General features: G+C 30.0%; 22 protein-coding genes and 1 tRNA gene. 13 read left to right on the top strand and 10 right to left on the bottom strand.

Annotated features, from left to right (window positions below; genetic code table 11):
- Positions 1 to 32 precede the first annotated feature (32 nt).
- Genes ACFQ5N_RS08815 through ACFQ5N_RS08805 form a run of 3 tightly spaced genes read right to left on the bottom strand, consistent with a single transcriptional unit; the run spans position 33 to position 1,499 of the window.
- Positions 33 to 572, bottom strand: coding sequence for a DUF4252 domain-containing protein (locus ACFQ5N_RS08815; protein ID WP_386809129.1), 540 nt, complete (start codon positions 570 to 572; stop codon positions 33 to 35).
- 17 nt (positions 573 to 589) lie between these two features.
- Positions 590 to 1,003 carry a hypothetical protein gene (locus ACFQ5N_RS08810; protein WP_386809128.1) on the bottom strand — a complete coding sequence of 138 codons (414 nt, stop codon included), beginning with the start codon at positions 1,001 to 1,003 and terminating at the stop codon, positions 590 to 592.
- Positions 990 to 1,499: an RNA polymerase sigma factor gene (locus tag ACFQ5N_RS08805; RefSeq protein ID WP_386809714.1), complete on the bottom strand. Its 510-nt coding sequence runs from the start codon at positions 1,497 to 1,499 to the stop codon at positions 990 to 992. Before ACFQ5N_RS08805 ends, ACFQ5N_RS08810 begins: the two co-directional genes overlap by 14 nt.
- A gap of 137 nt (positions 1,500 to 1,636) precedes the next feature.
- Here ACFQ5N_RS08805 and ACFQ5N_RS08800 point away from each other — a divergent pair, with 137 nt between their 5' ends.
- The 9 genes from ACFQ5N_RS08800 to gcvT all read left to right on the top strand — a co-directional run bounded on the left by ACFQ5N_RS08800 (position 1,637) and on the right by gcvT (position 13,909).
- Complete coding sequence (locus ACFQ5N_RS08800; RefSeq protein WP_386809127.1) at positions 1,637 to 3,145, top strand: S41 family peptidase; 1,509 nt, start codon at positions 1,637 to 1,639, stop codon at positions 3,143 to 3,145.
- A gap of 91 nt (positions 3,146 to 3,236) precedes the next feature.
- Complete coding sequence (locus ACFQ5N_RS08795; protein ID WP_386809126.1) at positions 3,237 to 4,274, top strand: sialidase family protein; 1,038 nt, start codon at positions 3,237 to 3,239, stop codon at positions 4,272 to 4,274.
- Between the two features lie 7 nt (positions 4,275 to 4,281).
- Positions 4,282 to 4,839, top strand: coding sequence for a hypothetical protein (locus ACFQ5N_RS08790; protein WP_386809125.1), 558 nt, complete (start codon positions 4,282 to 4,284; stop codon positions 4,837 to 4,839).
- Between the two features lie 63 nt (positions 4,840 to 4,902).
- On the top strand, positions 4,903 to 6,135 hold the full coding sequence (pepT, locus tag ACFQ5N_RS08785) for a peptidase T (RefSeq protein WP_386809124.1): 1,233 nt from the start codon (positions 4,903 to 4,905) through the stop codon (positions 6,133 to 6,135).
- Positions 6,136 to 6,280: 145 nt separating this feature from the next.
- Positions 6,281 to 7,486 carry a diaminopimelate decarboxylase gene (gene lysA, locus ACFQ5N_RS08780; RefSeq protein ID WP_386809123.1) on the top strand — a complete coding sequence of 402 codons (1,206 nt, stop codon included), beginning with the start codon at positions 6,281 to 6,283 and terminating at the stop codon, positions 7,484 to 7,486.
- A gap of 355 nt (positions 7,487 to 7,841) precedes the next feature.
- A complete protein-coding gene (gene thrA, locus ACFQ5N_RS08775) occupies positions 7,842 to 10,286 on the top strand; it encodes a bifunctional aspartate kinase/homoserine dehydrogenase I (protein ID WP_386809122.1) in 2,445 nt (814 codons plus the stop codon).
- Between the two features lie 3 nt (positions 10,287 to 10,289).
- Positions 10,290 to 11,213 carry a homoserine kinase gene (locus ACFQ5N_RS08770; RefSeq protein WP_386809713.1) on the top strand — a complete coding sequence of 308 codons (924 nt, stop codon included), beginning with the start codon at positions 10,290 to 10,292 and terminating at the stop codon, positions 11,211 to 11,213.
- 118 nt (positions 11,214 to 11,331) lie between these two features.
- Positions 11,332 to 12,630 carry a threonine synthase gene (gene thrC / locus ACFQ5N_RS08765; protein WP_386809121.1) on the top strand — a complete coding sequence of 433 codons (1,299 nt, stop codon included), beginning with the start codon at positions 11,332 to 11,334 and terminating at the stop codon, positions 12,628 to 12,630.
- Positions 12,631 to 12,826: 196 nt separating this feature from the next.
- Complete coding sequence (gcvT, locus tag ACFQ5N_RS08760) at positions 12,827 to 13,909, top strand: glycine cleavage system aminomethyltransferase GcvT (protein WP_386809120.1); 1,083 nt, start codon at positions 12,827 to 12,829, stop codon at positions 13,907 to 13,909.
- On the opposite strand, the gene ACFQ5N_RS08755 is transcribed toward gcvT, so the two are convergent.
- Positions 13,906 to 14,445: a 1-acyl-sn-glycerol-3-phosphate acyltransferase gene (locus ACFQ5N_RS08755; RefSeq protein WP_386809119.1), complete on the bottom strand. Its 540-nt coding sequence runs from the start codon at positions 14,443 to 14,445 to the stop codon at positions 13,906 to 13,908. The genes gcvT and ACFQ5N_RS08755 overlap by 4 nt on opposite strands.
- Positions 14,446 to 14,552: 107 nt before the next feature.
- Here ACFQ5N_RS08755 and ACFQ5N_RS08750 point away from each other — a divergent pair, with 107 nt between their 5' ends.
- A complete protein-coding gene (locus tag ACFQ5N_RS08750; protein ID WP_386809118.1) occupies positions 14,553 to 15,098 on the top strand; it encodes a DsrE family protein in 546 nt (181 codons plus the stop codon).
- A gap of 3 nt (positions 15,099 to 15,101) precedes the next feature.
- On the top strand, positions 15,102 to 16,421 hold the full coding sequence (gene rmuC / locus ACFQ5N_RS08745; RefSeq protein WP_386809117.1) for a DNA recombination protein RmuC: 1,320 nt from the start codon (positions 15,102 to 15,104) through the stop codon (positions 16,419 to 16,421).
- A 58-nt stretch (positions 16,422 to 16,479) separates the two neighbouring features.
- Here rmuC and ACFQ5N_RS08740 read toward each other — a convergent pair whose 3' ends face one another.
- From ACFQ5N_RS08740 to ACFQ5N_RS08730, 3 genes are all read right to left on the bottom strand, one after another.
- Positions 16,480 to 17,067, bottom strand: coding sequence for a DUF4136 domain-containing protein (locus tag ACFQ5N_RS08740; protein ID WP_386809116.1), 588 nt, complete (start codon positions 17,065 to 17,067; stop codon positions 16,480 to 16,482).
- 108 nt (positions 17,068 to 17,175) lie between these two features.
- Positions 17,176 to 17,316, bottom strand: a complete 141-nt coding sequence (locus tag ACFQ5N_RS08735; protein ID WP_386809115.1) for a hypothetical protein — start codon at positions 17,314 to 17,316, stop codon at positions 17,176 to 17,178.
- Between the two features lie 48 nt (positions 17,317 to 17,364).
- Complete coding sequence (locus ACFQ5N_RS08730) at positions 17,365 to 17,949, bottom strand: RNA polymerase sigma factor (RefSeq protein ID WP_386809114.1); 585 nt, start codon at positions 17,947 to 17,949, stop codon at positions 17,365 to 17,367.
- A 233-nt stretch (positions 17,950 to 18,182) separates the two neighbouring features.
- Between ACFQ5N_RS08730 and uvrA the strand changes: the two genes are divergently transcribed.
- Positions 18,183 to 20,963 carry an excinuclease ABC subunit UvrA gene (gene uvrA, locus ACFQ5N_RS08725; RefSeq protein WP_386809113.1) on the top strand — a complete coding sequence of 927 codons (2,781 nt, stop codon included), beginning with the start codon at positions 18,183 to 18,185 and terminating at the stop codon, positions 20,961 to 20,963.
- Between the two features lie 692 nt (positions 20,964 to 21,655).
- On the opposite strand, the gene ACFQ5N_RS08720 is transcribed toward uvrA, so the two are convergent.
- The 3 genes from ACFQ5N_RS08720 to bshB1 all read right to left on the bottom strand — a co-directional run bounded on the left by ACFQ5N_RS08720 (position 21,656) and on the right by bshB1 (position 23,306).
- Positions 21,656 to 22,345 (bottom strand): hypothetical protein, encoded by a 690-nt coding sequence (locus ACFQ5N_RS08720; protein WP_386809112.1) that lies wholly within the window; start codon positions 22,343 to 22,345, stop codon positions 21,656 to 21,658.
- 117 nt (positions 22,346 to 22,462) lie between these two features.
- Positions 22,463 to 22,538 (bottom strand) — tRNA-His (locus tag ACFQ5N_RS08715).
- Between the two features lie 51 nt (positions 22,539 to 22,589).
- Positions 22,590 to 23,306, bottom strand: a complete 717-nt coding sequence (gene bshB1 / locus ACFQ5N_RS08710; protein WP_386809111.1) for a bacillithiol biosynthesis deacetylase BshB1 — start codon at positions 23,304 to 23,306, stop codon at positions 22,590 to 22,592.
- Between the two features lie 220 nt (positions 23,307 to 23,526).
- On the opposite strand from bshB1, the gene ACFQ5N_RS08705 reads away from it, so the two are divergent.
- Positions 23,527 to 24,381 (top strand): leucine-rich repeat domain-containing protein, encoded by an 855-nt coding sequence (locus ACFQ5N_RS08705; protein WP_386809110.1) that lies wholly within the window; start codon positions 23,527 to 23,529, stop codon positions 24,379 to 24,381.
- Positions 24,382 to 24,384 lie beyond the last annotated feature (3 nt).

Here is a 24,384-nt window from a genome sequence, read left to right as displayed (position 1 = left end):
AACTTGTTAAAACAAGCCGCTTCATTATTTTTTTATTCTGATTTTAAATGTTTTCCACTATCAGGAATATGACTCTCTGTTAGCTTTGAAATTTTATTCAAATCTATATCTCCTGTTAATGATAAAATTACAGTTTCAGCTTTAATCGGGCTGTTAGAATCTTCCATGTATTTTCCAACACCATTTACAAACATTAGTAATTCACTTACGTGATCTTCATCTTTTCCTTGTCTAACATAAATTTTCACATTCGTATCCTCATCTTTAACACGCATTAACTCAGTTAATTTAGCTGAACTTAAATATTTCTTAATTACTGAAGACATTTGCGCTGCAATTTCTGGTTTTTCTGTAGTAAACACTTTAAAAGAGTTTAATCCTTGTACCATTTCTAAATATTCTTGCCCTTCTTCTCCGCCGCCTTTAAATTTAGCTAGCATTTTAAACATTTCTTTATTTACAATAACTGATGATACATCATTCATTTCTTCAAATTTATCAAAAATTGAAGTTTGGGAGTAGCTTGTGAAAGCCATTAATACTATTGCGATTGATAAAATTATTTTTTTCATTATTTTGTGCTTTTAGTTTATTTAAAAATTTTACTTTTTGCTGTTTCAAAGTATTGCAACTGTGCAATAGCTTCATTTCCTTTGTTTAAATTTGTTGAAAGCATATTAAACGCAACTTGAGTTTCGTTATATATTATTTCAGCCTTTCTTTGTTCATTTTTTTGATACCCTGTATACAATCCAACCAGTAATACTACTGAAGCCGCTACAGATAACCATTTCCAATTCTTCTTTTGAGTTTTTAATTGCAATGGTTTTGTATGCACTTCTTGTTTACTAATAGAAAAATACCCAAACAATGCTTGGTACTGTTCTAAATGTGGCGCTACATTGTTACTTAAAAAATAACGCTTTAGTTCATTTTCTTCTGCAATAGAAGTTTCTGCATCTAAATATTTTTGTAACAACTTTTCTATGTTATCCAATTCCATAATTATGTTGCTTTATTAATTGTTCTTTTATTGTTTTTCTAGCTCTTGACAATGAAACTCTAATAGCTGTAGGTTTTAAATTTAGCATTTTACCTATTTCCTCAAACTCATATTGTTCAATATCTCTTAACTGTATTATTAATTTTTGCTGCTCTGGTAAATTTTCAATTAGTTTATGCACCAAACTTACACTATCATTTAATTCTATTTTTCTTGATAACGAAGTGTCGTTTTCCTTATAATTACTATGAACTAATTTTAAATTACTTGCCTGTTTAGATTTTAAACGATCAAAGCAATAATTCTTTGTCATAGTCATTGCAAAAGCTTCTACACTTTTATACTCTTTTAATTTACCTCTGTTTTTCCACAACTTAAAATAAAGCTCTTGCGTGGCGTCTTCAGCTTCTTCTGTAGACACCAATAATCTCTTCGCTAACCGAAACACTTTATCCTTAAAGGGCGTTACTGTTTTTAAAAACTCTGATTGCTTCATTCTAATTAATAATTTCGGCATTATTTTTGTTGCCGTTTCTAGTATGACGAACAAGTTACAATTTTGTAACACTTGTATTTATTTTTTGTTTCAAAAAATGATATCTTGCAGAAAAATTAATAAAATTTATATCTAACATGAAAAAAACTAACTATTTGCTTTTAGCCTACATTGGGTTTGCACTTGCATTTGCAAGTTGTAGTAAGGATGACGATGATGAAGGAACTGAAAAAGAAACTCCGGATCCTACTGAAGAAGCGGTAACGCTTAACGAACCTAAAAATGATTTTGTTTGGAAAGCAATGAATTCTTGGTATAACTGGCAACAACAAGTGCCAAACCTTTTAGATTCTAAAAGTGATGATCAAGATGACTATTACACTTATTTAAATAAATACGATACACCTGAAGACTTATTTGAGTCATTAATTTATAATGAAGGTGTTATTGATAGATTTTCTTGGTTTATTGAAGATTATGTTGAGCAACAAAAATCTTTTCAAGGAATTTCAACAACTTTTGGTTTTAGATTACAAGCTGTAAAAATTGATGCTGACAAAGATGACGTAATATTTTACGTAAGATATGTCGCTGATAATTCACCTGCATTTAACGCTGGAATTAAAAGAGGTGATATTATAAACGCTTTGGACGGAGTTGTACTTACTACCGGAAACTATAGCGAAACCGTTGGAAAATTATCAAACCCAAGCGTTACTTTAACTATGGTTTCTGAAAGCAATGGCGTATTAACTGTAATTGAAGATAAAACAATTACTGCTGTTGAACTAGCTGAAGATCCTGTTTACTTTAAAAAAGTTTTTGAAGATATTAATGGTAGAAAAGTAGGATATTTAGTTTATAACGGATTTAGATCTTCTTATAATGATGAATTAAATGAAGCTTTTGCTTATTTTAAAGGCGAAGGTGTAAACGAGCTAATTCTTGATTTTAGATTAAATGGTGGTGGATCTGTACAAACATCGGCTTATTTAGCAAGTATGATTAACGAAAGTGCTGGTGACGATGAATTTGCTGAATTAAAATTCAACTTTAAACATACAGATGCAAGTAGCTCTTACTATTTTGGGAACTCAATGAATATTTATGATGAAAACGGTTTATTCTTAAGAGAGGAAACAGTGAATAGATTAAGTAATATTGATAGATTATACGTACTTACATCAGGAAGCACTGCTTCTGCTAGTGAAATGATCATCAACGGATTAAAGCCATTTATTCCTGTTGTGACTGTAGGAACTACAACATACGGTAAAAATGTAGGATCTATTACTTTATACGATTCACCAAGCTCAGACTACACCAACGTAGATAGCGCAAACACAAGCCATTACAATGCTATGCAGCCAATTGTGTTTCAAATTTATAATAAAAGTGGTGAAAGTGATTACACACAAGGTTTTGAGCCAGATATTGAAGTAGTTGAATACAATAGTTGGAACAATATTTTACCTTTTGGTGATGAAAATGAAACTGTTTTAAAAGGTGCTTTAGATCATATTAGAGGTTTATCTGCCAGAGGTCCTGAAAAAGGAGCGCAACGTGCAGAAGCTTTAGATATGTCTAAACTTGAAAAGAAATTTGAAAAAGAAATGTATATAGATTCAGATTTTTTCAACAAATAAACATCTAAACATTTAAGTATAAAAAAGCAGGATTCTTCCTGCTTTTTTTACGCCTAATTTTTAAGTACTTTTGTTTTAAATAGACTTCTAAATGAAAAAATTACTCTTTATCACTTCAATAATAATCACATTAACAGCTTGTACAAAAACCGAAAAACCTCGTGAAATAACTCAAATTTCATTAGAAAAATACAAAATTGATAGTTCAAGTATTCGCGCCATAGAAATAATTAATGACTCAACAGTTGTTTACGCTGGTTCAAGAGGCGATTTAGGAGTTGTAAGAGGAAATGAAATTATTCCAATAGCTAGTAAAATTAAAACCGACACCATTGTTCCACACTTTAGATCACTAGCATTAACAGAGTCTGATATATTTATGTTAAGCATTGCCAATCCTGCGTTGTTATATAGAAACACTGAAAACCGCATTGAACTTGTATATAAAGAAGACAATGAAAAGGTGTTTTATGATGCTATGAAATTTTTTGACGATTTAAATGGAATTGCAATGGGAGATCCTGTAGATAATTGCTTATCAATTTTAATTACCCGCGATGGTGGAACTACTTGGAATAAAGTAAAATGTGAATTTTTACCCGAAATTGAACCAGGTGAAGCTGCTTTTGCCGCAAGCAACACAAACATTGTAGTTAAAGGAAAAAACGCTTGGATTGTTACTGGAGGTAAAAGAGCTAGAGTATTTCACTCTTCAGATATGGGAAGAACTTGGAATGTTTACAATACACCAATAATTGAAGGGAAAGAAACCACAGGAATTTACACAGCTGCATTTTACAACAACAAACAAGGTATAATTTGTGGTGGCGATTACTTAAATAAATTTGGAGAAAGTGCAAATAAAGCAATTACTAATGACGGAGGAAAAACTTGGAGTTTAGTTGCTGAAAATTCTGCTCCTCATTATGTAAGTTGTGTACAATATGTACCAAATTCGGAAGGAAAAGAACTTTTTGCCGTTTCAACTAACGGAATTTTCTTTTCAAATAATTCAGGTGAAAATTGGAAAAAAGTGAGCGACGAAGGTTTTTACAGTATTAGAATTGCAAATAAAAACACTGCTTGGCTTTCAGGAAATGAAGTAATTGCTAAACTGAATTTCAATTAATTTTTTTATGAAACACCTACTTCAATTTCTTGTTTTAATTATGGTACTTGCAAGCTGTTCAAAACAGTCTGAATTAAGAAAAAACTTTAATTGTAACAATATAAATTCTGAGCAAAAATCCGAGCAATACGACTTTCATAAAAACTTTAAACTAAATATTCCATCAAATTGGAAAACAACACTTTATTATAATAATTATCAATCCGAAATAATTTCAGCTGATACAGTAAAGCAACTTACAAACACTTACATTTTAGACGCCTCTTACAACTTAGGAACAATTGAATTCAGTAATAAATTCCACTCAAAAAACGATTCAATTTTAAAAGCTAAAAACTTAAAAATAATCAAATCAAACACCACCTTATTTCAAAACAAACCAAGCTTTTGGTATGTTGCAAATGGTGCAAAAAACGGTTTTGATTATCACCAATTTAATATTACGGTACTGCTAAGTCAAAACACCTATTTCAATTGTTATATTGAAGTATATGGAGATAAAAATATTGACGAGCGTTTTTGTGATGCTATTTCCATTTTAGAGAACATTGAGTTTTTGGAATAATTTAAGACCTATCCGTTGTGACTGTTTAATTGAATGCTTATTTTTGAGCAAAAATTAAATAGAATGCAACATATAATAGATCGTTTCGTAAAATACATTACAATTGACACACAATCTGATCCGAACAATCCAAATTTTCCAAGCACAGAAAAGCAATGGGATTTAGCAAATGTTCTTTTTAAAGAACTAAAAGACATTGGAATGGAAAATGTTACACTTGATGATAACTGCTATATTATGGCAACTTTACCATCAAATGTAGATTACAAAGTGCCAACAATTGGTTTTATAGCGCATATTGATACAAGTCCAGATTATACTGGAACCAACGTAAAACCACAATTTCACCCTAATTATAATGGTGAAGATATTGTTTTAAACAAAGAAGAAAACATAGTTTTATCACCTAGTTACTTTGACGATTTATTACTTTATAAAGGGCAAACCCTTATTACAACCGATGGTACTACCCTTTTAGGTGCCGATGACAAAGCAGGAATTGCTGAAATTGTATCAGCAATGGAATACTTAATTCAACATCCTGAAATTAAACACGGAGAAATTCGAATTGGATTTACGCCTGATGAAGAAGTTGGAAAAGGAGCACATATGTTTGATGTAGATAAATTTGGTGCTGAGTGGGCTTATACTATGGATGGTAGCCAAGTTGGAGAATTAGAATACGAAAATTTCAATGCAGCTGGCGCAACGGTTACGATAAATGGTAAAATTGTACATCCTGGTTACGCAAAAGGAAAAATGATTAATTCTATGCTAATTGCAAACGAATTTATTGCTGCGTTACCGCAAAATGAAATTCCGCAAGAAACTACTGGTTACGAAGGTTTTTTCCATTTGCACGCTATGAATGGAGAAGTTGAAAAAACAGTTCTTGAATACATTATTCGTGATCACGATATGGAATTGTACCAAGGAAGAAAAGCTCAATTTCAAAAAATAGCCAATGATTTAAATGAAAAATTGGGAAATAATTTAATTGAAGTTGAAATAAATGATCAATATTTTAATATGCGTGAAAAAATTGAACCAGTTATGCATATAGTAGATATTGCTGAAGAAGCAATGAAAAATGTTGGAGTTACGCCATTAATAAAAGCTATTAGAGGAGGAACAGATGGATCTCAATTATCTTACAAAGGCTTACCTTGCCCTAATATTTTTGCAGGTGGACATAATTTTCATGGTAGATATGAGTATATCGCAGCAGAATCATTACAACTAGCTACCGATGTAATTGTAAATATTGCGCAATTAACAGCAAAAAAATACAAATAACCACATCAAAATACTGTTTTAACTCCCTTCTCAACAAAAGGGAGTTTTTAATTATTTAACAATGTGTTAAATATTGTTATAATAGGACAATATATTTTGAAAACAAAAAGGGTTTTATACTTTTGACACTTCAAAAATTAAAGGAATGAACAATCAACAACTACTAGCGCTTACTGAAAAATACAGTAGCCCTTTATATGTATACGACGCAAATAAAATTGAATCGCAATACAACCGTATGAAAAATGCTTTTTCAAATGTAAAAAGCTTAAAAATAAATTATGCGGTTAAAGCCAATTCAAACATCAACATTTTAAAAATACTTAATAATTTAGATACTGGTGTAGATTGTGTCTCTATTCAAGAAGTATTATTGGCCATTGAGGCTGGATTTGCAGTAGAAAAAATATTTTTTACACCAAGTGGTATTTCTATTGAAGAAATGGAAAAAGCCACCCAACTAGGTGTTCAAATCACATTAGACAGCTTATCTGTAACCAAAAAATTTGGGCAAAAACATCCAAACATTCCAGTTTGTTTACGTATCAATCCACACGTTATGGCTGGTGGAAATCATAAAATATCTGTTGGTCATATCGATTCTAAATTTGGAATTTCTATACACCAAATTGAAGATGTAAAGAAAATTGTAAACGAAACTGGCTTAGTTGTTAATGGTATTCATATGCATACTGGTTCTGATATTTACAATATTGAAGCTTTTTTAACTGCTACTGAAATTTTATTAAATACGGTAAAAGAGTTTGATACTATTGAGTTTGTAGATTTTGGAAGCGGTTTTAAAGTACCTTATAAAGAAGGTGATATTGAAACTAACATTGAAGAAATGGGTGCAACTTTAAGTCAACGTTTCAATGAGTTTTGTATTGAATACGGCAGAGATTTAACCTTAATTTTTGAACCAGGAAAATTTTTAGTCAGTGCTTCAGGAAGTTTATTAGTAAAAGTTAATGTGGTAAAACCAACGCCAAACATTGTTTTTATTGGTGTTGATAGCGGATTGAACCATTTAATTCGTCCAATGATGTACGATGCTTACCACCATATTACAAACATTTCAAATCCTGAGGGTGAAGAAAAAATATATGATATTGTAGGTTATATTTGTGAAAATGACACTTTTGGATCTAACAGGCGTGTTAGCAAAATTTCTGAAAACGATATCTTGTGTATTCACAATGCTGGTGCTTACAGTTTTTCAATGGCATCAAATTACAATTCAAGGTTTAGACCTGCAGAAGTAATGGTGTATAACTGTGAAGATTATTTAATTCGCAAGCGTGAAACGTTTGATGATTTAATTAAAAATCAAGTAATTCTAGATTTATAATAAATGCAAAAAACTCCAAAGATCACTTTGGAGTTTTTTGGTATTCATAAAAAGTTCTTTAAAATAATGATGAGTGTTTAGTGATTGTGGTTGAAAAATAAAATTTCAGTAAAATTCACTTAAAAGTATTGTAGTTTTAAAAAAACTATTACTTTTGAACTATGCAAACAGCAACAACATATAAGTTTACTCAAAACGCAAACCAAATGCGCAACTTAATTATTGCTACTACCACTACTACAACCCTTTAGGGGTTATATTCTATTCATATCATCCATATACCTATTCGTTTTCATAAAAATGAAACAAGGAATAAGTAGTCTTAAAAAAAACAATATCATTTTAAAAAATTAATATGAAAGTATTAAAATTTGGAGGCTCATCAATAGCTTCTTCAGAAAACATAAATAAAGTAATAAACATTGTTAAAAATAGTTCAGCAGAAACAAATATTGCTGTAGTAGTATCAGCTTTAGGAGGTATAACTGATGTATTGTTAAATGCTGGAGCACTTGCTTGCAAAGGTGATGAGAGCTACAAAAACAGCTTTCAAATTATTGAAAACAAACATATTGATATCATTAGAGAATTAATACCTGTTAACAATCAAAGTGGTGTGTTAGGGCAAATTAAAAAAATGCTAAACACTCTTGAAAACACGTTAGAAGGTGTTTTCTTAATCAATGAATTATCTGCAAAAACTTCCGATAAAATAGTAAGTTTTGGTGAATTATTCTCTTCATTTATTATTTGTGAAGCCTTAAAAAGCAATGGTTTACATAGTGAATTAAAAAACTCACAAGAACTAATTGTAACAGATGATAATTTTTCAAACGCAGCTGTAATTTTCTCTAAAACAAATAAAAATATTGAAAATTTCTTCAAACAAAATTCAGCTAAAATTGTAATGTTACCTGGTTTTGTTGCTAAAACTGAACAAGGAGAAGTTTCAACTTTAGGACGTGGCGGCTCAGATTATACGGCAGCTATTATTGCATCTGCAGTAAACGCTAGTGTTTTGGAAATTTGGACAGATGTAAGCGGTATGTACACGGCAAACCCTAAATTTGTTCGTGAGGCCTTCCCTATTAAAAACATTTCGTATCAAGAAGCGATGGAATTATCGCATTTTGGAGCAAAAGTATTATATCCGCCAACAATTCAGCCTGTATTAAAAAAGGAAATCTCAATTTGCATTAAAAACACATTTGAGCCTGAGGCTGAAGGAACTTTAATTTCAAAAAAATCTTCTAACGAAAACCCAATAAAGGGAATTAGTCATATAGAAAATATGGCTTTAATTACACTTGAAGGTGGTGGAATGATTGGTATTCCTGGAATTTCAAAACGCTTATTTGGAGCATTGTCTACTGAAAAAATTAGCGTTTCGTTAATTACACAAGCTTCTTCAGAATATTCAATTTGTTTTGCAATTAATAATAGTGATTCAGAAAAAGCAACTGAAGCCATTAATAAAGAATTTGAATACGAAATAAAACAAAATAGAATTGAACCATTAGTTGTTGAACAAAACAACGCTATTATAGCATTGGTTGGAGACCATATGAAAAGTCACCAAGGTATTAGTGGTAAAATGTTTAGCACATTGGGAAAAAACAATGTGAATATTAGAGCAATTGCACAAGGTGCTTCTGAAAAAAATATTTCTGCTGTTATTTCTCATAAAGACATTAAAAAGGCGCTAAACACCTTGCATTCTGAATTTTTTGAAAATCAAACAAAACAATTAAACTTATTTGTAGTAGGTGTTGGAAATGTAGGTGGTAAATTGTTAGAACAAATTAAACAACAACAACAATATTTATTAGAAAATTTAAAATTACAAGTACGTGTAATTGCATTAACAAATTCTAAAAAAATGTTGTTCAATGAGGATGGTATTAATTTAGACACTTGGGAATCACAATTACCAAATGGTGAACCTTTAAATATGGAAGTGTTTCACCAAAATGTAACCGATTTAAATTACAGAAATAGCATATTTGTTGACAATACAGCAAATGAAAGTGTTTCAAAATTATATGCTAATTATTTAAAAGAAAGTGTTGCTGTAGTTACTTGTAATAAAATTGCTTGTTCTTCAAGTTACAACAACTATTTAAATTTAAAATATTTGGCAAGAGAGTACAATGCACCGTTCTTATTTGAAACAAATGTTGGGGCAGGTTTACCTATAATTGACACACTTAAAAACTTAATAGCTTCAGGAGATAAAGTTACTAAAATACAAGCAGTTCTATCAGGTAGCTTAAACTTTATATTTAATAATTTTGATGCAGAAACAAGCTTTTCAGATGTTGTAAATGAAGCAGGTGTTCAAGGTTATACAGAACCTGATCCGCGTATTGATTTAAGTGGTATTGATGTAATGCGAAAGATTTTAATTTTAGCCCGTGAAAGTGGTACACAATTAGAATTAAGCGATATTAAAAATAACTCGTTTTTACCACAATCTTCTTTAGATGCTGATTCAGTTTCAGACTTTTTAGAAACATTAAAATTAGAAGCTGAGCATTTCAATAAAATTCAACAAAATGCTGATGCTAATAATTGTAGATTAAAATTTGTTGCAGAATTTGACAACGGAACAGCAAATGTAGGTTTACAAAAGATTCCTTCAGATCATCCTTTTTATAATTTAGATGGAAGTGACAATATTGTATTGTTTTTTACTGAAAGATACCCTATTCAACCTTTAATTATAAAAGGTGCCGGTGCTGGTGCTGACGTAACTGCCTCTGGCCTATTTGCTGATATTATTAGAATTGGAAACAACTAAATGATGGAAGAAATTAAAATATTTACTCCTGCAACCATTGCCAATGTTTCTTGTGGCTTTGACATTCTTGGATTGGCATTAGATACCGTTGGTGACGAAATGACTATTAAGAAAGTTTCAAAAAAAGGCGTAGTAATTACCAAAATTATTGGTCAGGATTTACCCTTAGAAACCCATAAAAATGTAGCTGGTGTTGCTGCATTAGCATTGTTAGCAGAAACAGAAAGTGAATTTGGTTTTGAAATTGAAATAGACAAACGTATAAAACCAGGAAGCGGAATTGGAAGCAGTGCTGCTAGTTCAGCAGGTGCAGTTTGGGCTATAAATGAATTATTAGGAAAACCTTTTGAGATTTCAGATTTAGTACGTTTTGCTATGGAAGGTGAACGTTTAGCAACAGGCGTTGCACACGCAGACAATGTAGCTCCTGCCCTTTTTGGCGGATTTACATTGGTTAGAAGTAATGAGCCTTTAGACGTAATAAGCATACACACTCCTAGTGAATTGTATGCCACAGTAATTCATCCACAAATTGAAGTAAAAACGTCTGACGCTCGTGAAATATTAAAAACTACAGTTCCGCTAAAAGACGCCATTAAACAATGGGGAAATGTTGGTGGATTGATAAGCGGTTTGTATACAGAAGATTACAATTTAATTAGTCGTTCTTTAGAAGATCATATAATTGAGCCTATTCGTTCAATTTTAATTCCGGCGTTTGATGCTGTTAAGCAAAGCTCCATAAAAGCAGGTGCTTTAGGATGTGGAATTTCAGGTTCAGGTCCTTCTATTTTTGCTTTGAGTAAAGGAGAAGAAAAAGCCTTAGAAGTTGCCAATGCAATGAAATCGGTTTACAACAAGGTTGGAATAGATTATGATATTCACGTTTCAAAAGTGAACAAACAAGGTATAAAAATATTAAATTAATTAACTGTGGTTTTACAATAGAAAACTACAAGAACAATAAATAAATGTCAATTTATAATTTAAAAACTTAAAAATTTAAGTAATTTTAAAAAGACGAAATTTCATAAATAAGAATAGTATGAACTATTATAGTTTAAATAAAAACGCACCAAATGTTTCTTTTAGAGAAGCTGTTGTAAAAGGATTAGCTCCTGATAAAGGATTATATTTTCCTGAAAGTATTACACCGTTAGAAAAGGATTTTTTCAATCATATTGAATATTTCTCAAACAATGAAATTGCCTTTGAAGTAATTAAACAATTTGTTGGTGATGAAATTCCTGAAGCTGAACTAAAACAAATTATTGAAGAAACGTTAAGTTTTGATTTTCCAATTGTTGAAATTAAAAAAAATATTGCCTCATTAGAGCTTTTCCACGGTCCAACAATGGCTTTTAAAGATGTTGGAGCACGTTTTATGGCACGTTGTTTTAGAGCTTTTAATAAAGATGAAAACGCTGAGAAAGTTACTGTTTTAGTAGCAACTTCTGGAGATACTGGTGGTGCTGTAGCAAGTGGTTTTTTAGGAGTTGATGGTGTTGATGTTGTAATTTTATATCCTAGCGGTAAAGTTAGCGATGTGCAAGAAAAACAATTAACAGCTTTAGGTCAAAATATTAAAGCTTTGGAAGTGAACGGTACTTTTGATGATTGCCAAGCTATGGTAAAAACAGCTTTTTTAGATACTGAAATTACTTCGCAGCGTAATTTAACGTCAGCAAATTCAATTAATATTGCACGTTGGTTACCACAAATGTTTTATTTCTTTTTTGCATACAAACAATTAAAAAATAAAAAGAAAGATTTGGTGTTTTCTGTTCCTAGTGGAAACTTTGGAAATATTTGTGCGGGTATTATGGCGCAACAATTAGGTTTACCAGTTAAACAATTTATTGCTGCAACCAATGTAAATGATATTGTTCCAAACTACTTAAAAACGGGTGTATACACTCCAAAACCTTCAATTCAAACCATTTCAAATGCTATGGATGTAGGTGATCCAAGTAATTTTATTCGTATCCAAGAGATTTATAATAATGATGACTCTTTTCTAAAAGAAAACTTGACTTCGTATTCTTTTTCAGATGAAAAAACACGTAAAGCAATTAAAAAAATTAAAAAGAAATCTGGATACATTGCTGATCCACACGGAGCTGTAGGTTATTTAGGTTTGAAAAAATATTTAAAAAAGAACAAAGCTCAAGGTTTATTTTTAGAAACGGCACATCCCGTGAAATTCTTAGATGTTGTTGAGCCAATATTAAATGAAACTATTGAATTTCCTCCACAAATAACAGCAGTTATGGATAAAGAGAAAATCGCAGTTGAAATTTCAACATACGAAGAACTAAAAAAGTACTTGCTTGATACAAAGTAATTGCTTTTATAATTCGTTCAACTAATAAAGCTAGGTGTATTTTCATATATTAATTTGAAAAATCACCTAGCTTTATTGTTTCTAACAGTTTTGTTAAAACCATATATTAAAAAATATGATCTTTTTAAGGTAAATTAATACCAACCAAACTCTTCTTATTTTATTATTTTAGCAGCACTAAAACAGATATCCAAAAATGAAAAATACTGCATTAACTCACGTACATGAAGAATTAGGAGCTAAAATGGTTCCATTTGCTGGCTACAATATGCCTGTGCAATATGAAGGTATAAATATTGAACATGAAACAGTTCGTTCTGGTGTTGGTGTTTTTGATGTTTCGCATATGGGAGAGTTTTTAATTGAAGGAGAAAATGCATTGGAATTAATTCAAATAGTTACTTCAAACGATGCATCTAAATTAGAAATTGGAAACGCTCAATATAGCTGTATGCCAAATGATAAAGGCGGAATTGTTGATGATTTAATTGTTTACAAAATTAAAGAAACAACTTATTTATTGGTAGTAAATGCTTCAAATATAGAAAAAGATTGGAACTGGATTAGCAGTCACAATACTATGAATGCTGAAATGAAAAATATTTCAGAAGACTATTCTTTATTAGCAATTCAAGGACCAAAAGCAGTTGAAGCTATGCAAAGTGTTACTTCAGTAGATTTAGCAGCTATTAAATTTTACAACTTTGTAGTTGGTGATTTTGCCGGAATTGAACACGTTATAATTTCAGCAACAGGATACACTGGTTCTGGCGGATTTGAAATTTATTGTAAAAACAGTGAGGTTGAACAAGTTTGGAATAAAGTTTTTGAAGCAGGAAAAGACTTTGGTATAAAACCAATTGGATTGGCAGCACGTGATACATTGCGTTTAGAAATGGGATACTGTTTGTACGGAAATGATATTAACGATACCACCTCTCCTATTGAAGCTGGATTAGGCTGGATTACCAAGTTCACCAAAGATTTTGTAAATAGCGAAGCTATAAAAGAACAAAAAGAAGAAGGCGTTACCAAAAAATTAGTTGCTTTTGAATTAACAGAAAAAGGAATTCCTAGAAATGGCTATAAAATTGTAACTGAAAACGGTGCTGTTATTGGAGAAGTAACTTCAGGAACTATGAGTCCTTCACTTAAAAAAGGAATAGGTTTAGGTTACGTTGAAAAAGCGTTTGCTAAAAAAGACACTCAAATATTTATACAAGTTCGTAAAAAAACAATTCCAGCTATTACTGTAAAATTACCTTTTTATAAAGGCTAAGAATATTCAGGAACTTTCCCCTGAACTCCTTCATAAAACTTATGAAAATATTTAAAATCTTCGTCCATATTATCAGTTAAATAATAAGGTTCGGAGATTTTCACTTCTTTGTCTTTAAAATTAAAAGTAAACATTACAATTGGCACATTTGCACCTTTAGCAATATAGTAAAACCCTGTTTTCCACTTGATTACTTTTTTTCTAGTTCCTTCTGGAGACAAGGCCAAAATAAATTTCTCGTGTGCATTAAAAACATCAACAATAGCTTCAACTTTATTATTGCTTTTACTCCTATCAATTGGTGTACCACCCAACCATCTAAAGAAAAACCCAAAAGGAGGTTTAAATAATGATGCTTTTCCAATATAATTTGCTGGTAAACTTTCAGCAAACTTAAGAGCCAAACCAACCATAAAATCTAACCAATGCGTATGTGGCGCACCAATTATCACATATTTTTTTAATTCTGAAGGAAAGCTCCCTACCGTTTTCCATCCCAATAATGTGTAAAATATAAATCGTGCAATTCCTTTCATAATACTGTTAATAACTCAACCTTTAAAGTTTATTTGTTGGTTATGGCCGCAAATATAAAAATCTTACTTTTATAAAATCATTTGTTACAACATTTATATTTTATTTTATGAAGAGAATTATATCAACGGTTATTTTTTATTTATGCATATTCACCGTAATTGCACAATCAGAAAAACCAAAAACAGGTCCAATAATTAATGATTACGGAGCTTCATTCGCCATTAAAAAAGCAGAATTAAAATTAGAAAAAGGGAAAGAGTATAAGGTTATTTTTGACATTTATACCGACAGATCAAAAGAAGGACAAGAAAATCCATTGATAAATACGGTCGCACGTTTTTTAAATATGCACGGACAACAAGGTATTAAGGAAGAAAACATGAAGGTAGTTGTTATTTTACACGGAGCAGCAACTAAAAGCGCTTTAAGTATGAAAGCGTATGAAAAAAAATACGATGCTAAAAACCCAAATACTGAACTTATAGAAGCTTTACAAAAAAAAGATGTTGAAATATTTGTTTGCGGACAGTCCTTATTATTTAATAAATTTGATTTAGAGGATGTTTCAAAAAACGTTAAAGTATCACTTTCAGCATTAACTGCTTTAGTTGAATACCAAAGTAACGGATATCAAATTATAAATTTTAATTAAATTATGGAGCTTTATATTAGTATTGCAATTGTATTTATTATTGCCATAAGTATTGGTTTTGTAATAGGAAAATTAGTTACTAAAAACAGCTTAGAAAAAATCAATTCCGAGTTAGAAATCAACAATAAAGTATTACTTCAAGAAAAAGAAGACAATAACAACAAAATAAGTGTTTTAACTAAAGAAAAAATATCACTAAGCGAGCAAAAACATGCGGTAGATTTAAAGTATACTGAAAAAGTTTCAGAACTAAAAAATCTAGAAGAGAAGCTACTAGAAAATAAAGCTGAAGTATCTCAACTTCAAGAGAAATTTACCAAAGATTTTGAAATTTTAGCAAATAAAATTCTGGAAGAAAAGTCTTCCAAATTTACTGAGCAAAACAAAGAAAATATCAAACAAATTTTAAATCCGCTTCAAGAAAGGATTCAGCTTTTTGAACGAAAAGTAGACACCACTCATAAAGAAAGTATTGACTATCACGCAGCATTACGTGAGCAAATTTTAGGTTTAAAAGACTTAAATATTCAAATGAGTAAAGAAACCTTAAATTTAACAAAAGCCTTAAAAGGTGATAGTAAAGCACAAGGAAATTGGGGCGAATTGGTATTAGAACGTGTTTTAGAAAAATCTGGATTGCAAAAAAACAGTGAATACTTTGTGCAACAAAGTTTTACAAATGATGAAGGCAAAAGAATTTTACCTGATGTGGTAATTCATTTACCAGATGAAAAGAAAATGATTATAGATTCTAAAGTTTCTTTAACTGCTTACGAACAATTTGTAAACTCTGATGATGAAAATGAAAAAGCACAACTTTTAAAGGAACACGTAAGCTCTTTAAAAAGACATATTGAACAATTAAGCGAAAAAAAATATGAAGATATTTACAAAATAGATTCTCCTGATTTTGTATTGCTATTTATTCCTATTGAACCTGCATTTGCAGCAGCTTTAACAAGTGATAACCAATTATACAACAAAGCCTTTGAAAAAAATATTGTAATTGTAACACCTACCACTCTATTAGCTACACTGCGAACTATTGACAGTATGTGGAACAACGAAAAACAACAGAGAAACGCTATTGATATTGCTGTAATGGCAGGTAGACTTTATGATCAATTTGTGAACCTAACCAACGACCTTATAAAAGTTGGAAACCAATTAAAAACAGTACAAGGTTCTTATGATGTGACTATGAAAAAATTAACCGGAAATGGTAATTTAATTAGAAAAGTAGAAAACATTAAAAAACTTGGAGCAAAAGGAACAAAGAATTTTAATGATCGTTTGTTAGAACGAGCTTTAGAAGATGAATAAATAAAAAATGCGCTAATTAAACAATTAGCGCATTTTTATAATAGTAGTATATTTAGTGCTATTTTTTAACAATAGCAACAGGGTATTTTTTCATTAACTTCTTAGCACCTTTTGGAATAGACTTTTCTCTTTTATTAGCATTTTCTTTAATAGTAGATTTAGAAACACCTTGCCAAATTAATTTTTTAGTAGCCGTATCATAAACATCCATTACAAAAGTACCTTCTTTATAATCGTTTTGGCTGTACGATGTTGTAGAGTATCCTCCACCCCAACCCCAAGCTGGTCTGTAATATCCGCCATAACGAGGTCCGTAACCCATTCCTGCACCCATATAACTTGTATAAGCTGTTGTGCTAGTTTTCTCATCAATCACCAAGAAAAAAGTAATTACCAAATCACCACCTTCTTTAACATATGTCATCCCTCTTTTACTCAATTCATCATTAAAAGAACTGTAAATTCTTTTTTTATCTAAATCATTAATCAATTTTTCTGAATTTTCTTGCCAACCACCAAAGCTATAGGTTTTATATGTTGTAAAATCAGCTTCTTTGTCATAATCATACGTTATTTGAGCAGTAGCAGGCTCAATAGCAACTACACAAAACAAAATTAGAGTAATGGATTTAATTAAATTCTTCATTTTTTTATTTTTAAAATTAGTTATTCAAAGGTAAAAATCTGCTTTTAAAATTTATCTTAATAAAAAGCTAAAAAAACCCATTTCAAAAATTGAAATGGGTTAAGAACATTAATTTAAATGTAATTCAATATGGTTGTTTTTGTTGGTTTTAACTATTCTTAACTGTTGAGAATAATCTAGTAAATATTGAATTATTTCATTTCTTGGTTGCTCCTCACAAGAAGACTTTTCAGTGTAAAGTTTCATCATATAGTATCTTTTTATACTTAATTAACGATAAAACTTTTTATATATTGTTTAATTAATCAAACTAATCTGATGTTTATCAACCAGCTTTCGCAAATTAATTAAAGCATATCGCATTCTTCCCAAAGCTGTATTAATACTTACGTTGGTGTTTTCTGAGATTTCTTTAAAACTCATATCTTTATACATACGCATTATCAATACTTCTTTTTGATCATTTGGCAATTCTAAAATCAAATGTTTTACATCTTCTAACACCTGATTTTTAATCAGTTGCTTTTCAACATTCAAAACTTCATCACTTATTACAGAGAAAATATCAAACTCATCCGTATTGTTAAATTTTGGAATTCTTTTCATTCTTCTGAAGTGATCAATCACTAAATTATGAGCAATACGCATTACCCAAGGCAAAAACTTTCCTTCTTCATTGTACGCTCCTTTTTTAAGCGTATTAATTACTTTTATAAAAGCATCTTGAAAAATATCTTCTGCTACCTCTTTGTCTAAAACTTTAGACAAAATAAAACTATAAATACGTTGTTTATGACGTACAATTAGAATCTCTAATGATTTTTCGTTTCCTTGAATATAATTGCTAACCAAAACGCTGTCGGCTATAACTTTACTTTCCATACTAAAATACACTTTAGGGGATTAATTTTGTGTTTATTTTATTATTATAAAAAGTAATAGTGTTTTATACGCGTTTTGTTTTTTGGATTAAAAATCAAATATCAAGTATTTTTTTTAGAATTACAAATTTAGCTTCATTAAAACCTTCTATTATTAAAAAAACTGCCAAAAGCTTTCTCTAAATTTTGAAATTTTGTAGTTATCTTTGCATTTATTCAATTTTCTCAATTCAAATGACAAAAAACTTAGCAACACTAAATCCTAAAGAAAACATTTTAATTAAAGGAGCTAAACTTCATAATTTAAAAAATATTGATGTTGCTATTCCAAGAAACAAATTGGTGGTTATTACAGGGCTTTCAGGTTCTGGAAAGTCTAGTTTGGCTTTTGACACATTATTTGCTGAAGGACAACGTAGATATGTTGAAAGTTTGTCGTCTTATGCACGTCAATTTTTAGGAAGATTGAACAAACCAAAAGTAGATTATATTAAAGGAATTGCTCCTGCAATTGCTATAGAACAAAAAGTAAATTCTACTAATCCTAGATCAACAGTTGGAACTTCAACTGAAATTTATGATTATTTAAAATTATTATACGCAAGAATTGGAGTAACCTACTCACCTATTTCAGGAAATATTGTAAAAAAACACACTGTTAGTGACGTTGTTAACTATGTAAAAGAATTAGAACTTAAAACTAAATTGTTATTATTAGCTAAAGTTCATATTCCTGAAGATCGTAGCGTTATACAAACCCTAAAAATTTTAGCTCAACAAGGTTATTCAAGAATAAAATACAAAGGAAAAGTTATTCGTATTGAAGAAGTTGATAGCGAATTAGAGCATAATTTTTATTTAGTTATAGATAGAATTGTAGTAAAAGATGATGAAGATTTTTTTAATCGTTTAGCTGATGCTGTGCAAACTGCTTTTTTTGAAGGCAAAGGTGCTTGCATTATTGAAACGCTTGACACCGAAGAACAAACTTTATTCAATAATAAATTTGAACTAGATGGCATTCAGTTTTTAGAGCCAAATACACATTTATTTAGTTTTAACAATCCGTATGGTGCTTGTCCAAGCTGTGAAGGTTATGGAAATATTATTGGTATTGATGCTGATTTAGTAATTCCAAACACTTCATTATCCATTTATGAAGATGCTATTTTACCTTGGAAATCAGATTCATTTTTAAAATTTAAAAATGATTTGATTACACACGCCTATAAATTTGGTATTCCAATTCATAAACCTTGGTTTGAAATTTCTGATGAAGCAAAAGAACTTATTTGGAATGGAAATTCAAGTTTTGAAGGCTTACATCAATTTTTTCAATTTTTAGAAGAGCAAAGCTATAAAATTCAATACAGAGTTATGTTATCTCGCTATCGCGGAAAAACAACTTGTACTACTTGCCAGGGAAAACGCCTTCGCGCTGAAGCTAACAATGTAAAAATTAACGGTAAAAGCATTAGTGAACTTGTTGATGTGCCATTAAATGAACTCGCCACTTTTTTCAAAAACTTAACACTTGAACCACATCAAGAAAAAATAGCAAAACGTTTATTAGTTGAAATTAATAACAGATTGCAATTTTTAAATAATGTTGGACTTAGTTATCTAACATTAAACAGAAGATCTAATTCTTTATCAGGTGGAGAAAGTCAACGCATTAATTTAGCAACATCACTAGGTAGTAGCTTGGTAGGATCTATGTATATTTTAGATGAACCAAGTATTGGCTTACACCCTAAAGATACTGAACGCTTAATAAAAGTTTTAAAAGATTTACGAGATTTAGGAAATACCGTAATTGTAGTAGAGCATGATGAGGACATAATGAAAGCATCAGATTTAATTATAGATATTGGACCTGAAGCTGGTACTTTTGGAGGAGAAGTTGTTGCTGAAGGAAACTTTGATACAATTTTAAAATCTGAGTCTTTAACAGCAAAATACTTAAATAATCAATTACAAATAGAAGTTCCTAAACAACGACGCGTAACAAAAAACAGCATTCAAATAATTGGAGCTCGTGAAAATAATTTAAAAAATATTAATGTTACTTTTCCTTTAAACTGTTTAACCGTTGTTACTGGAGTTTCTGGAAGTGGAAAAAGTACTTTGGTAAGTAAAATTTTATATCCTGTAATTCAGAAAAAAATTGGCGGCTATGGCGAAAAAGCAGGTCAGTTTTCTGAAGTTAAAGGAAATTTCTCTAAAATTGAACATATTGAGTTTATCAACCAAAATCCTATTGGACGCTCAAGTAGATCTAATCCTGTAACTTACATAAAAGCTTACGATGATATTAGAGCTTTATTTGCTTCAGAAAAATTATCAAAAATTAGAAATTATCAGCCCAAACATTTTTCATTTAATGTAGAAGGTGGCCGTTGTGAAGTTTGTAAAGGTGAAGGTGAAGTAACTATTGAAATGCAATTTATGGCCGATGTGCATTTAGAATGTGAAACTTGCAAAGGAAAACGCTTTAAAAAAGAAGTTTTAGAAGTAAAATTTCATCAAAAATCTATAAACGACATTTTAAATAGTACCATTGATGATGCAATTGCTTTTTTTAATGAACATCAAGAATTTAAAATTGTAAGAAAATTACAACCATTACAAGACGTTGGTTTAGGGTATGTAACTTTAGGGCAATCATCTTCTACCCTTTCTGGCGGAGAAGCTCAACGTATTAAGTTAGCATCATTTTTAGTAAAAGGAAGTAACCAAAGCAAATCATTATTTATTTTTGATGAACCAACTACTGGATTGCATTTTCATGACATTAAAAAATTATTAAAGTCGTTCAACGCTTTAATTGAAAACGGCCATTCAATTATTGTAATTGAACACAATATAGATTTAATAAAGTGCGCCGATTATGTAATTGATTTAGGAAAAGAAGGTGGAAAAAATGGTGGATCGCTATTATTTGAAGGTACGCCAGAAGATTTAATTAAAAATCCTAGCTCCTACACCGCACCTTTTTTAGCTGAAAAATTATAAATTCAAAAAGCAATTGTAGAAATACAATTGCTTTTGAACTCAAACTTAACGAACATTGTGGGGACTTTGTTTCGCTTTTATAGTAAAACGCACTTTTCGGGTTTAGTTAATGCTCCAGAGCTATTTGTATAGCTAAAATTTGGCATTAATGTGTTAATCTTAATTCGTTTAACTGGAACTTCCTTTTTGATTTCTCGTTTGATAACTTTTAAATACGTGGTTTCAGTATTTATAAAGTCTGCCGGGGTTGATTTTAAAGTAGAATTCATTATCTTGGGGATTAGGTTATGAAATCGAAATCTTTTTTTTAATCATTAAACTTAATTTGCATCAAATTAAGTTTAATGATTTTTTTTGATATCCTTAATCAATTAGGGGTTACATCAATTAATTCAAACAACTTAACGTAAATTAAAACTCAAATTAAATATTTGGGGTTATAATGTTTTAATACATCAAATGTACAAAACAATTTCAAATATTCAACCATATATTTGAAATAATTTACCATTTATTTACAATACCACGCCATTTATAACTAATAAAACACCTCGAAGTATTGGTTTTACTAAGAAAATCACCAAAAATAAATTTGCAAAAATTAAAAACGCTACAAAAAAAGGTGAGCTTTATAAAAACTCACCTTATCATTTCAAAAAAACAATTATTATTGTTTAATTATGTCGTTATCATTATTTCTGCGCTTCTTCCTGCGCATTTAATATTTCTAATTTACTTTTTGCCAATACAAATTTTGGTGAAAGTTGAATAGCGCGTTCATAACAAATTTTTGCTTCAGCAGTTTTATTTAAATTTTGTGCAATTAAACCTTCTAAATAAGCAATTGAAGGTTTTAAATCAACGTTTTGATTGTAATTTTCATTCACCTGAAAGGTCATTTTTAATGTACCATCATCAGGTAATTGGTCTGCTTTTTTAATAGTTGCATACGCATCTTCATCTTTTCCTGCTCTATATTGAATACTTGCCAATTTATAACCTTGATAGTTATTATTAGTTTTAGCAAATATCTTTTTATAAACATCAATTGCTTTTTCTAAAGCACCCATAGATTCTAAAGAAACTGCATTCATTTCTAAAAACTCAATATGATCAGGTTTACCTTTTAATAAATCATTTGTTACCAAAAAACAAGAAACATACGCTCTTTCGCTAAAATAAATGTAGGCCAAACTATCTTTATAAGTACTTTGAGGACCTTCCAAAGCAATTATATTATAAATTGAAGACGTAATCATACTTTCGTCTCCGTATGATTTTGCTAATTGCAATTTACTTTTTTCAAAGGCTATGGTATTACTTTGTTGTGCTATTACAGTTGTTGTAATAATAAAAGTTAAAACGTATAAAAGATTCTTCATATTAAAAATTTTAATTAATTGTAAAACTATTAAATATTATAGGTACTATTTCTAAATATTTTCATAAAAAAAAGTATAGAAACAAAAAAAGATCTGTAAAAACAGATCTTTAATTTTGGGTGGAAGACCGGATTCGAACCGGCGACCCTCGGTACCACAAACCGATGCTCTAACCAACTGAGCTACAACCACCATATTGCGGATGCAAATATAGTACATTTCTTAGTTCATGCAAACAATTTTTTTAAAATAATTTATCAAAAGATTTTACTGCAACATAACGTTCTGAAACAAAACCTTCTGCGTGCTCAACACCTATTAATCTCCCTAAGTCTTGCGCTCTATAAACAATACTATCTAAGAAATTTTTACTTGTAATTGGTGAACTTGGCTCTTTACTTTTAGGGTCATAAAACTGAGAACTATAAGCTTTTACTGCTTCTAACTTTGTATGTATATAACCTGAAACATCTACAACAAAATCTGGTTCTATATTTTTCCATTGAATATAATGATAAACTTGTTTTGGTCTCCAAGCTTTTTGGGAAATACCAGCTACACTGGTTTCAATTTTAATAAGTCCTGATAAAAAACAAGCATCTGAAACCAATTTACTTCCTTTTGGGTGATCTATATGTCTATCATCAACAGCATTGCATAAAACTATTTCAGGCTGATATTTTCGTATCATTTTAATAACCTCTAATTGATGTGCTTCATCATTTAAAAAAAAGCCATCACGAAATGCCAAATTTTCTCTTACAGCTACTCCTAATATTTTAGCAGCATTACTAGACTCTACATCTCTAATTTCAGCAGAACCTCTTGTTCCAAGTTCTCCTCTAGTTAGATCTATAATACCTACTTTTTTCCCTAAGGCAATTTCTTTAGCAATACTTCCACCACAACCCAATTCAACATCATCAGGATGCGCACCTATAGCTAATATATCTAATTTCATGTATTCCATCTTTTATGAAACAAATATAACATTATTTACAGCAAGTTATACTTCGTACAAAATTAGAATATTGATAAAATGAAAAACCTTTAAAAAGTAAGGTTTTTCAATAAACGGTATGTTTTTTACAATAAATGGTGGTATTTATTTGTATAAACAGATATTGTTTTATATATTAGCTTCAACAATTAGAGTAAAAAACCCTATACACCCCAGAATTATGAAAAAATATTCAACCCTATTCCTAATATTATTTGCATTTTCATTTATTGGCTTTTCGCAAATTTCAGAGGTAGAGAAAAATACTTTGATTGATTTATATGATGCAACAAATGGTGAACAGTGGAATTCTACTTGGAATCTTAATGAAGACGCTAACACTTGGCACGGTGTAACAATTACCAACAATACAGTTACTGCAATAGATTTAACAATGAATAATTTAAATGGAAAAATCCCTACTTCTATTTCAAATTTAACTTCATTAAAAAAATTAAACTTAGGCTTTAATAAACTGCAAGGTACTATTCCTACTGAAATTTGTGAATTATCAAATTTAGAATCTCTTCAATTGTTTATGAATAATTTAGATGGAGAAATTCCACAAAACATTGGAAACTTACATAATTTAAAAGATTTATCATTGTACAATAACTTTATTAGTGGTGAATTACCTGTTTCAATTTACAATTTAAAAGATTTAGAAATTTTACATATTAGTAGTAATAAATTATCTGGAAAAATAAATAACGATATTCAAAACTTAAGCAATTTAAAAGTTTTAAGCTTATTTGATAATTCTATGTTTGGAAATATTCCTAGTGAAATTGGTTCACTAACGCAATTGACTGAATTAACTTTATCTAATAACTTATTTGAAGGTCAAATTCCTAATTCGCTAGAAAATTTATCAAAATTAGAAATGTTATTATTAAACAACAACAGACTAAACGCTACAATTAGTAATGGCATTAAGCAATTACCTTTATTAAGTGTAATTGAATACGGAAACAACCCTAAAGAAATTGAAACAGATGCTTATCCTGTTTCACAAACTAGCATTATTCCCCAATAAAAT

This window comes from Lutibacter holmesii (assembly GCF_042679665.1).
In the GTDB taxonomy this organism is placed as follows: Bacteria; Bacteroidota; Bacteroidia; order Flavobacteriales; family Flavobacteriaceae; genus Lutibacter; species Lutibacter holmesii.
Note: the sequence above shows the minus strand (reverse complement) of the source record. Positions and strands in the feature narration are given on the sequence as shown.

What these genes read in the sequence shown, in the direction of transcription:
- ACFQ5N_RS08795 (WP_386809126.1), top strand. Translation starts at nt 3,237, where the DNA reads ATGAAAAAATTACTCTTTATCACTTCAATAATAATCACATTAACAGCT.
- thrA (WP_386809122.1), top strand. Translation starts at nt 7,842, where the DNA reads ATGAAAGTATTAAAATTTGGAGGCTCATCAATAGCTTCTTCAGAAAAC.
- ACFQ5N_RS08705 (WP_386809110.1), top strand. Translation starts at nt 23,527, where the DNA reads ATGAAAAAATATTCAACCCTATTCCTAATATTATTTGCATTTTCATTT.
- ACFQ5N_RS08810 (WP_386809128.1), bottom strand. Translation starts at nt 1,003, where the DNA reads ATGGAATTGGATAACATAGAAAAGTTGTTACAAAAATATTTAGATGCA.
- ACFQ5N_RS08805 (WP_386809714.1), bottom strand. Translation starts at nt 1,499, where the DNA reads ATGAAGCAATCAGAGTTTTTAAAAACAGTAACGCCCTTTAAGGATAAA.
- pepT (WP_386809124.1), top strand. Translation starts at nt 4,903, where the DNA reads ATGCAACATATAATAGATCGTTTCGTAAAATACATTACAATTGACACA.
- ACFQ5N_RS08750 (WP_386809118.1), top strand. Translation starts at nt 14,553, where the DNA reads ATGAAGAGAATTATATCAACGGTTATTTTTTATTTATGCATATTCACC.
- thrC (WP_386809121.1), top strand. Translation starts at nt 11,332, where the DNA reads ATGAACTATTATAGTTTAAATAAAAACGCACCAAATGTTTCTTTTAGA.
- ACFQ5N_RS08790 (WP_386809125.1), top strand. Translation starts at nt 4,282, where the DNA reads ATGAAACACCTACTTCAATTTCTTGTTTTAATTATGGTACTTGCAAGC.
- ACFQ5N_RS08800 (WP_386809127.1), top strand. Translation starts at nt 1,637, where the DNA reads ATGAAAAAAACTAACTATTTGCTTTTAGCCTACATTGGGTTTGCACTT.
- uvrA (WP_386809113.1), top strand. Translation starts at nt 18,183, where the DNA reads ATGACAAAAAACTTAGCAACACTAAATCCTAAAGAAAACATTTTAATT.
- ACFQ5N_RS08735 (WP_386809115.1), bottom strand. Translation starts at nt 17,316, where the DNA reads ATGATGAAACTTTACACTGAAAAGTCTTCTTGTGAGGAGCAACCAAGA.
- bshB1 (WP_386809111.1), bottom strand. Translation starts at nt 23,306, where the DNA reads ATGAAATTAGATATATTAGCTATAGGTGCGCATCCTGATGATGTTGAA.
- ACFQ5N_RS08730 (WP_386809114.1), bottom strand. Translation starts at nt 17,949, where the DNA reads ATGGAAAGTAAAGTTATAGCCGACAGCGTTTTGGTTAGCAATTATATT.
- ACFQ5N_RS08815 (WP_386809129.1), bottom strand. Translation starts at nt 572, where the DNA reads ATGAAAAAAATAATTTTATCAATCGCAATAGTATTAATGGCTTTCACA.
- ACFQ5N_RS08740 (WP_386809116.1), bottom strand. Translation starts at nt 17,067, where the DNA reads ATGAAGAATTTAATTAAATCCATTACTCTAATTTTGTTTTGTGTAGTT.
- ACFQ5N_RS08770 (WP_386809713.1), top strand. Translation starts at nt 10,290, where the DNA reads ATGGAAGAAATTAAAATATTTACTCCTGCAACCATTGCCAATGTTTCT.
- ACFQ5N_RS08755 (WP_386809119.1), bottom strand. Translation starts at nt 14,445, where the DNA reads ATGAAAGGAATTGCACGATTTATATTTTACACATTATTGGGATGGAAA.
- lysA (WP_386809123.1), top strand. Translation starts at nt 6,281, where the DNA reads ATGAACAATCAACAACTACTAGCGCTTACTGAAAAATACAGTAGCCCT.
- gcvT (WP_386809120.1), top strand. Translation starts at nt 12,827, where the DNA reads ATGAAAAATACTGCATTAACTCACGTACATGAAGAATTAGGAGCTAAA.
- ACFQ5N_RS08720 (WP_386809112.1), bottom strand. Translation starts at nt 22,345, where the DNA reads ATGAAGAATCTTTTATACGTTTTAACTTTTATTATTACAACAACTGTA.
- rmuC (WP_386809117.1), top strand. Translation starts at nt 15,102, where the DNA reads ATGGAGCTTTATATTAGTATTGCAATTGTATTTATTATTGCCATAAGT.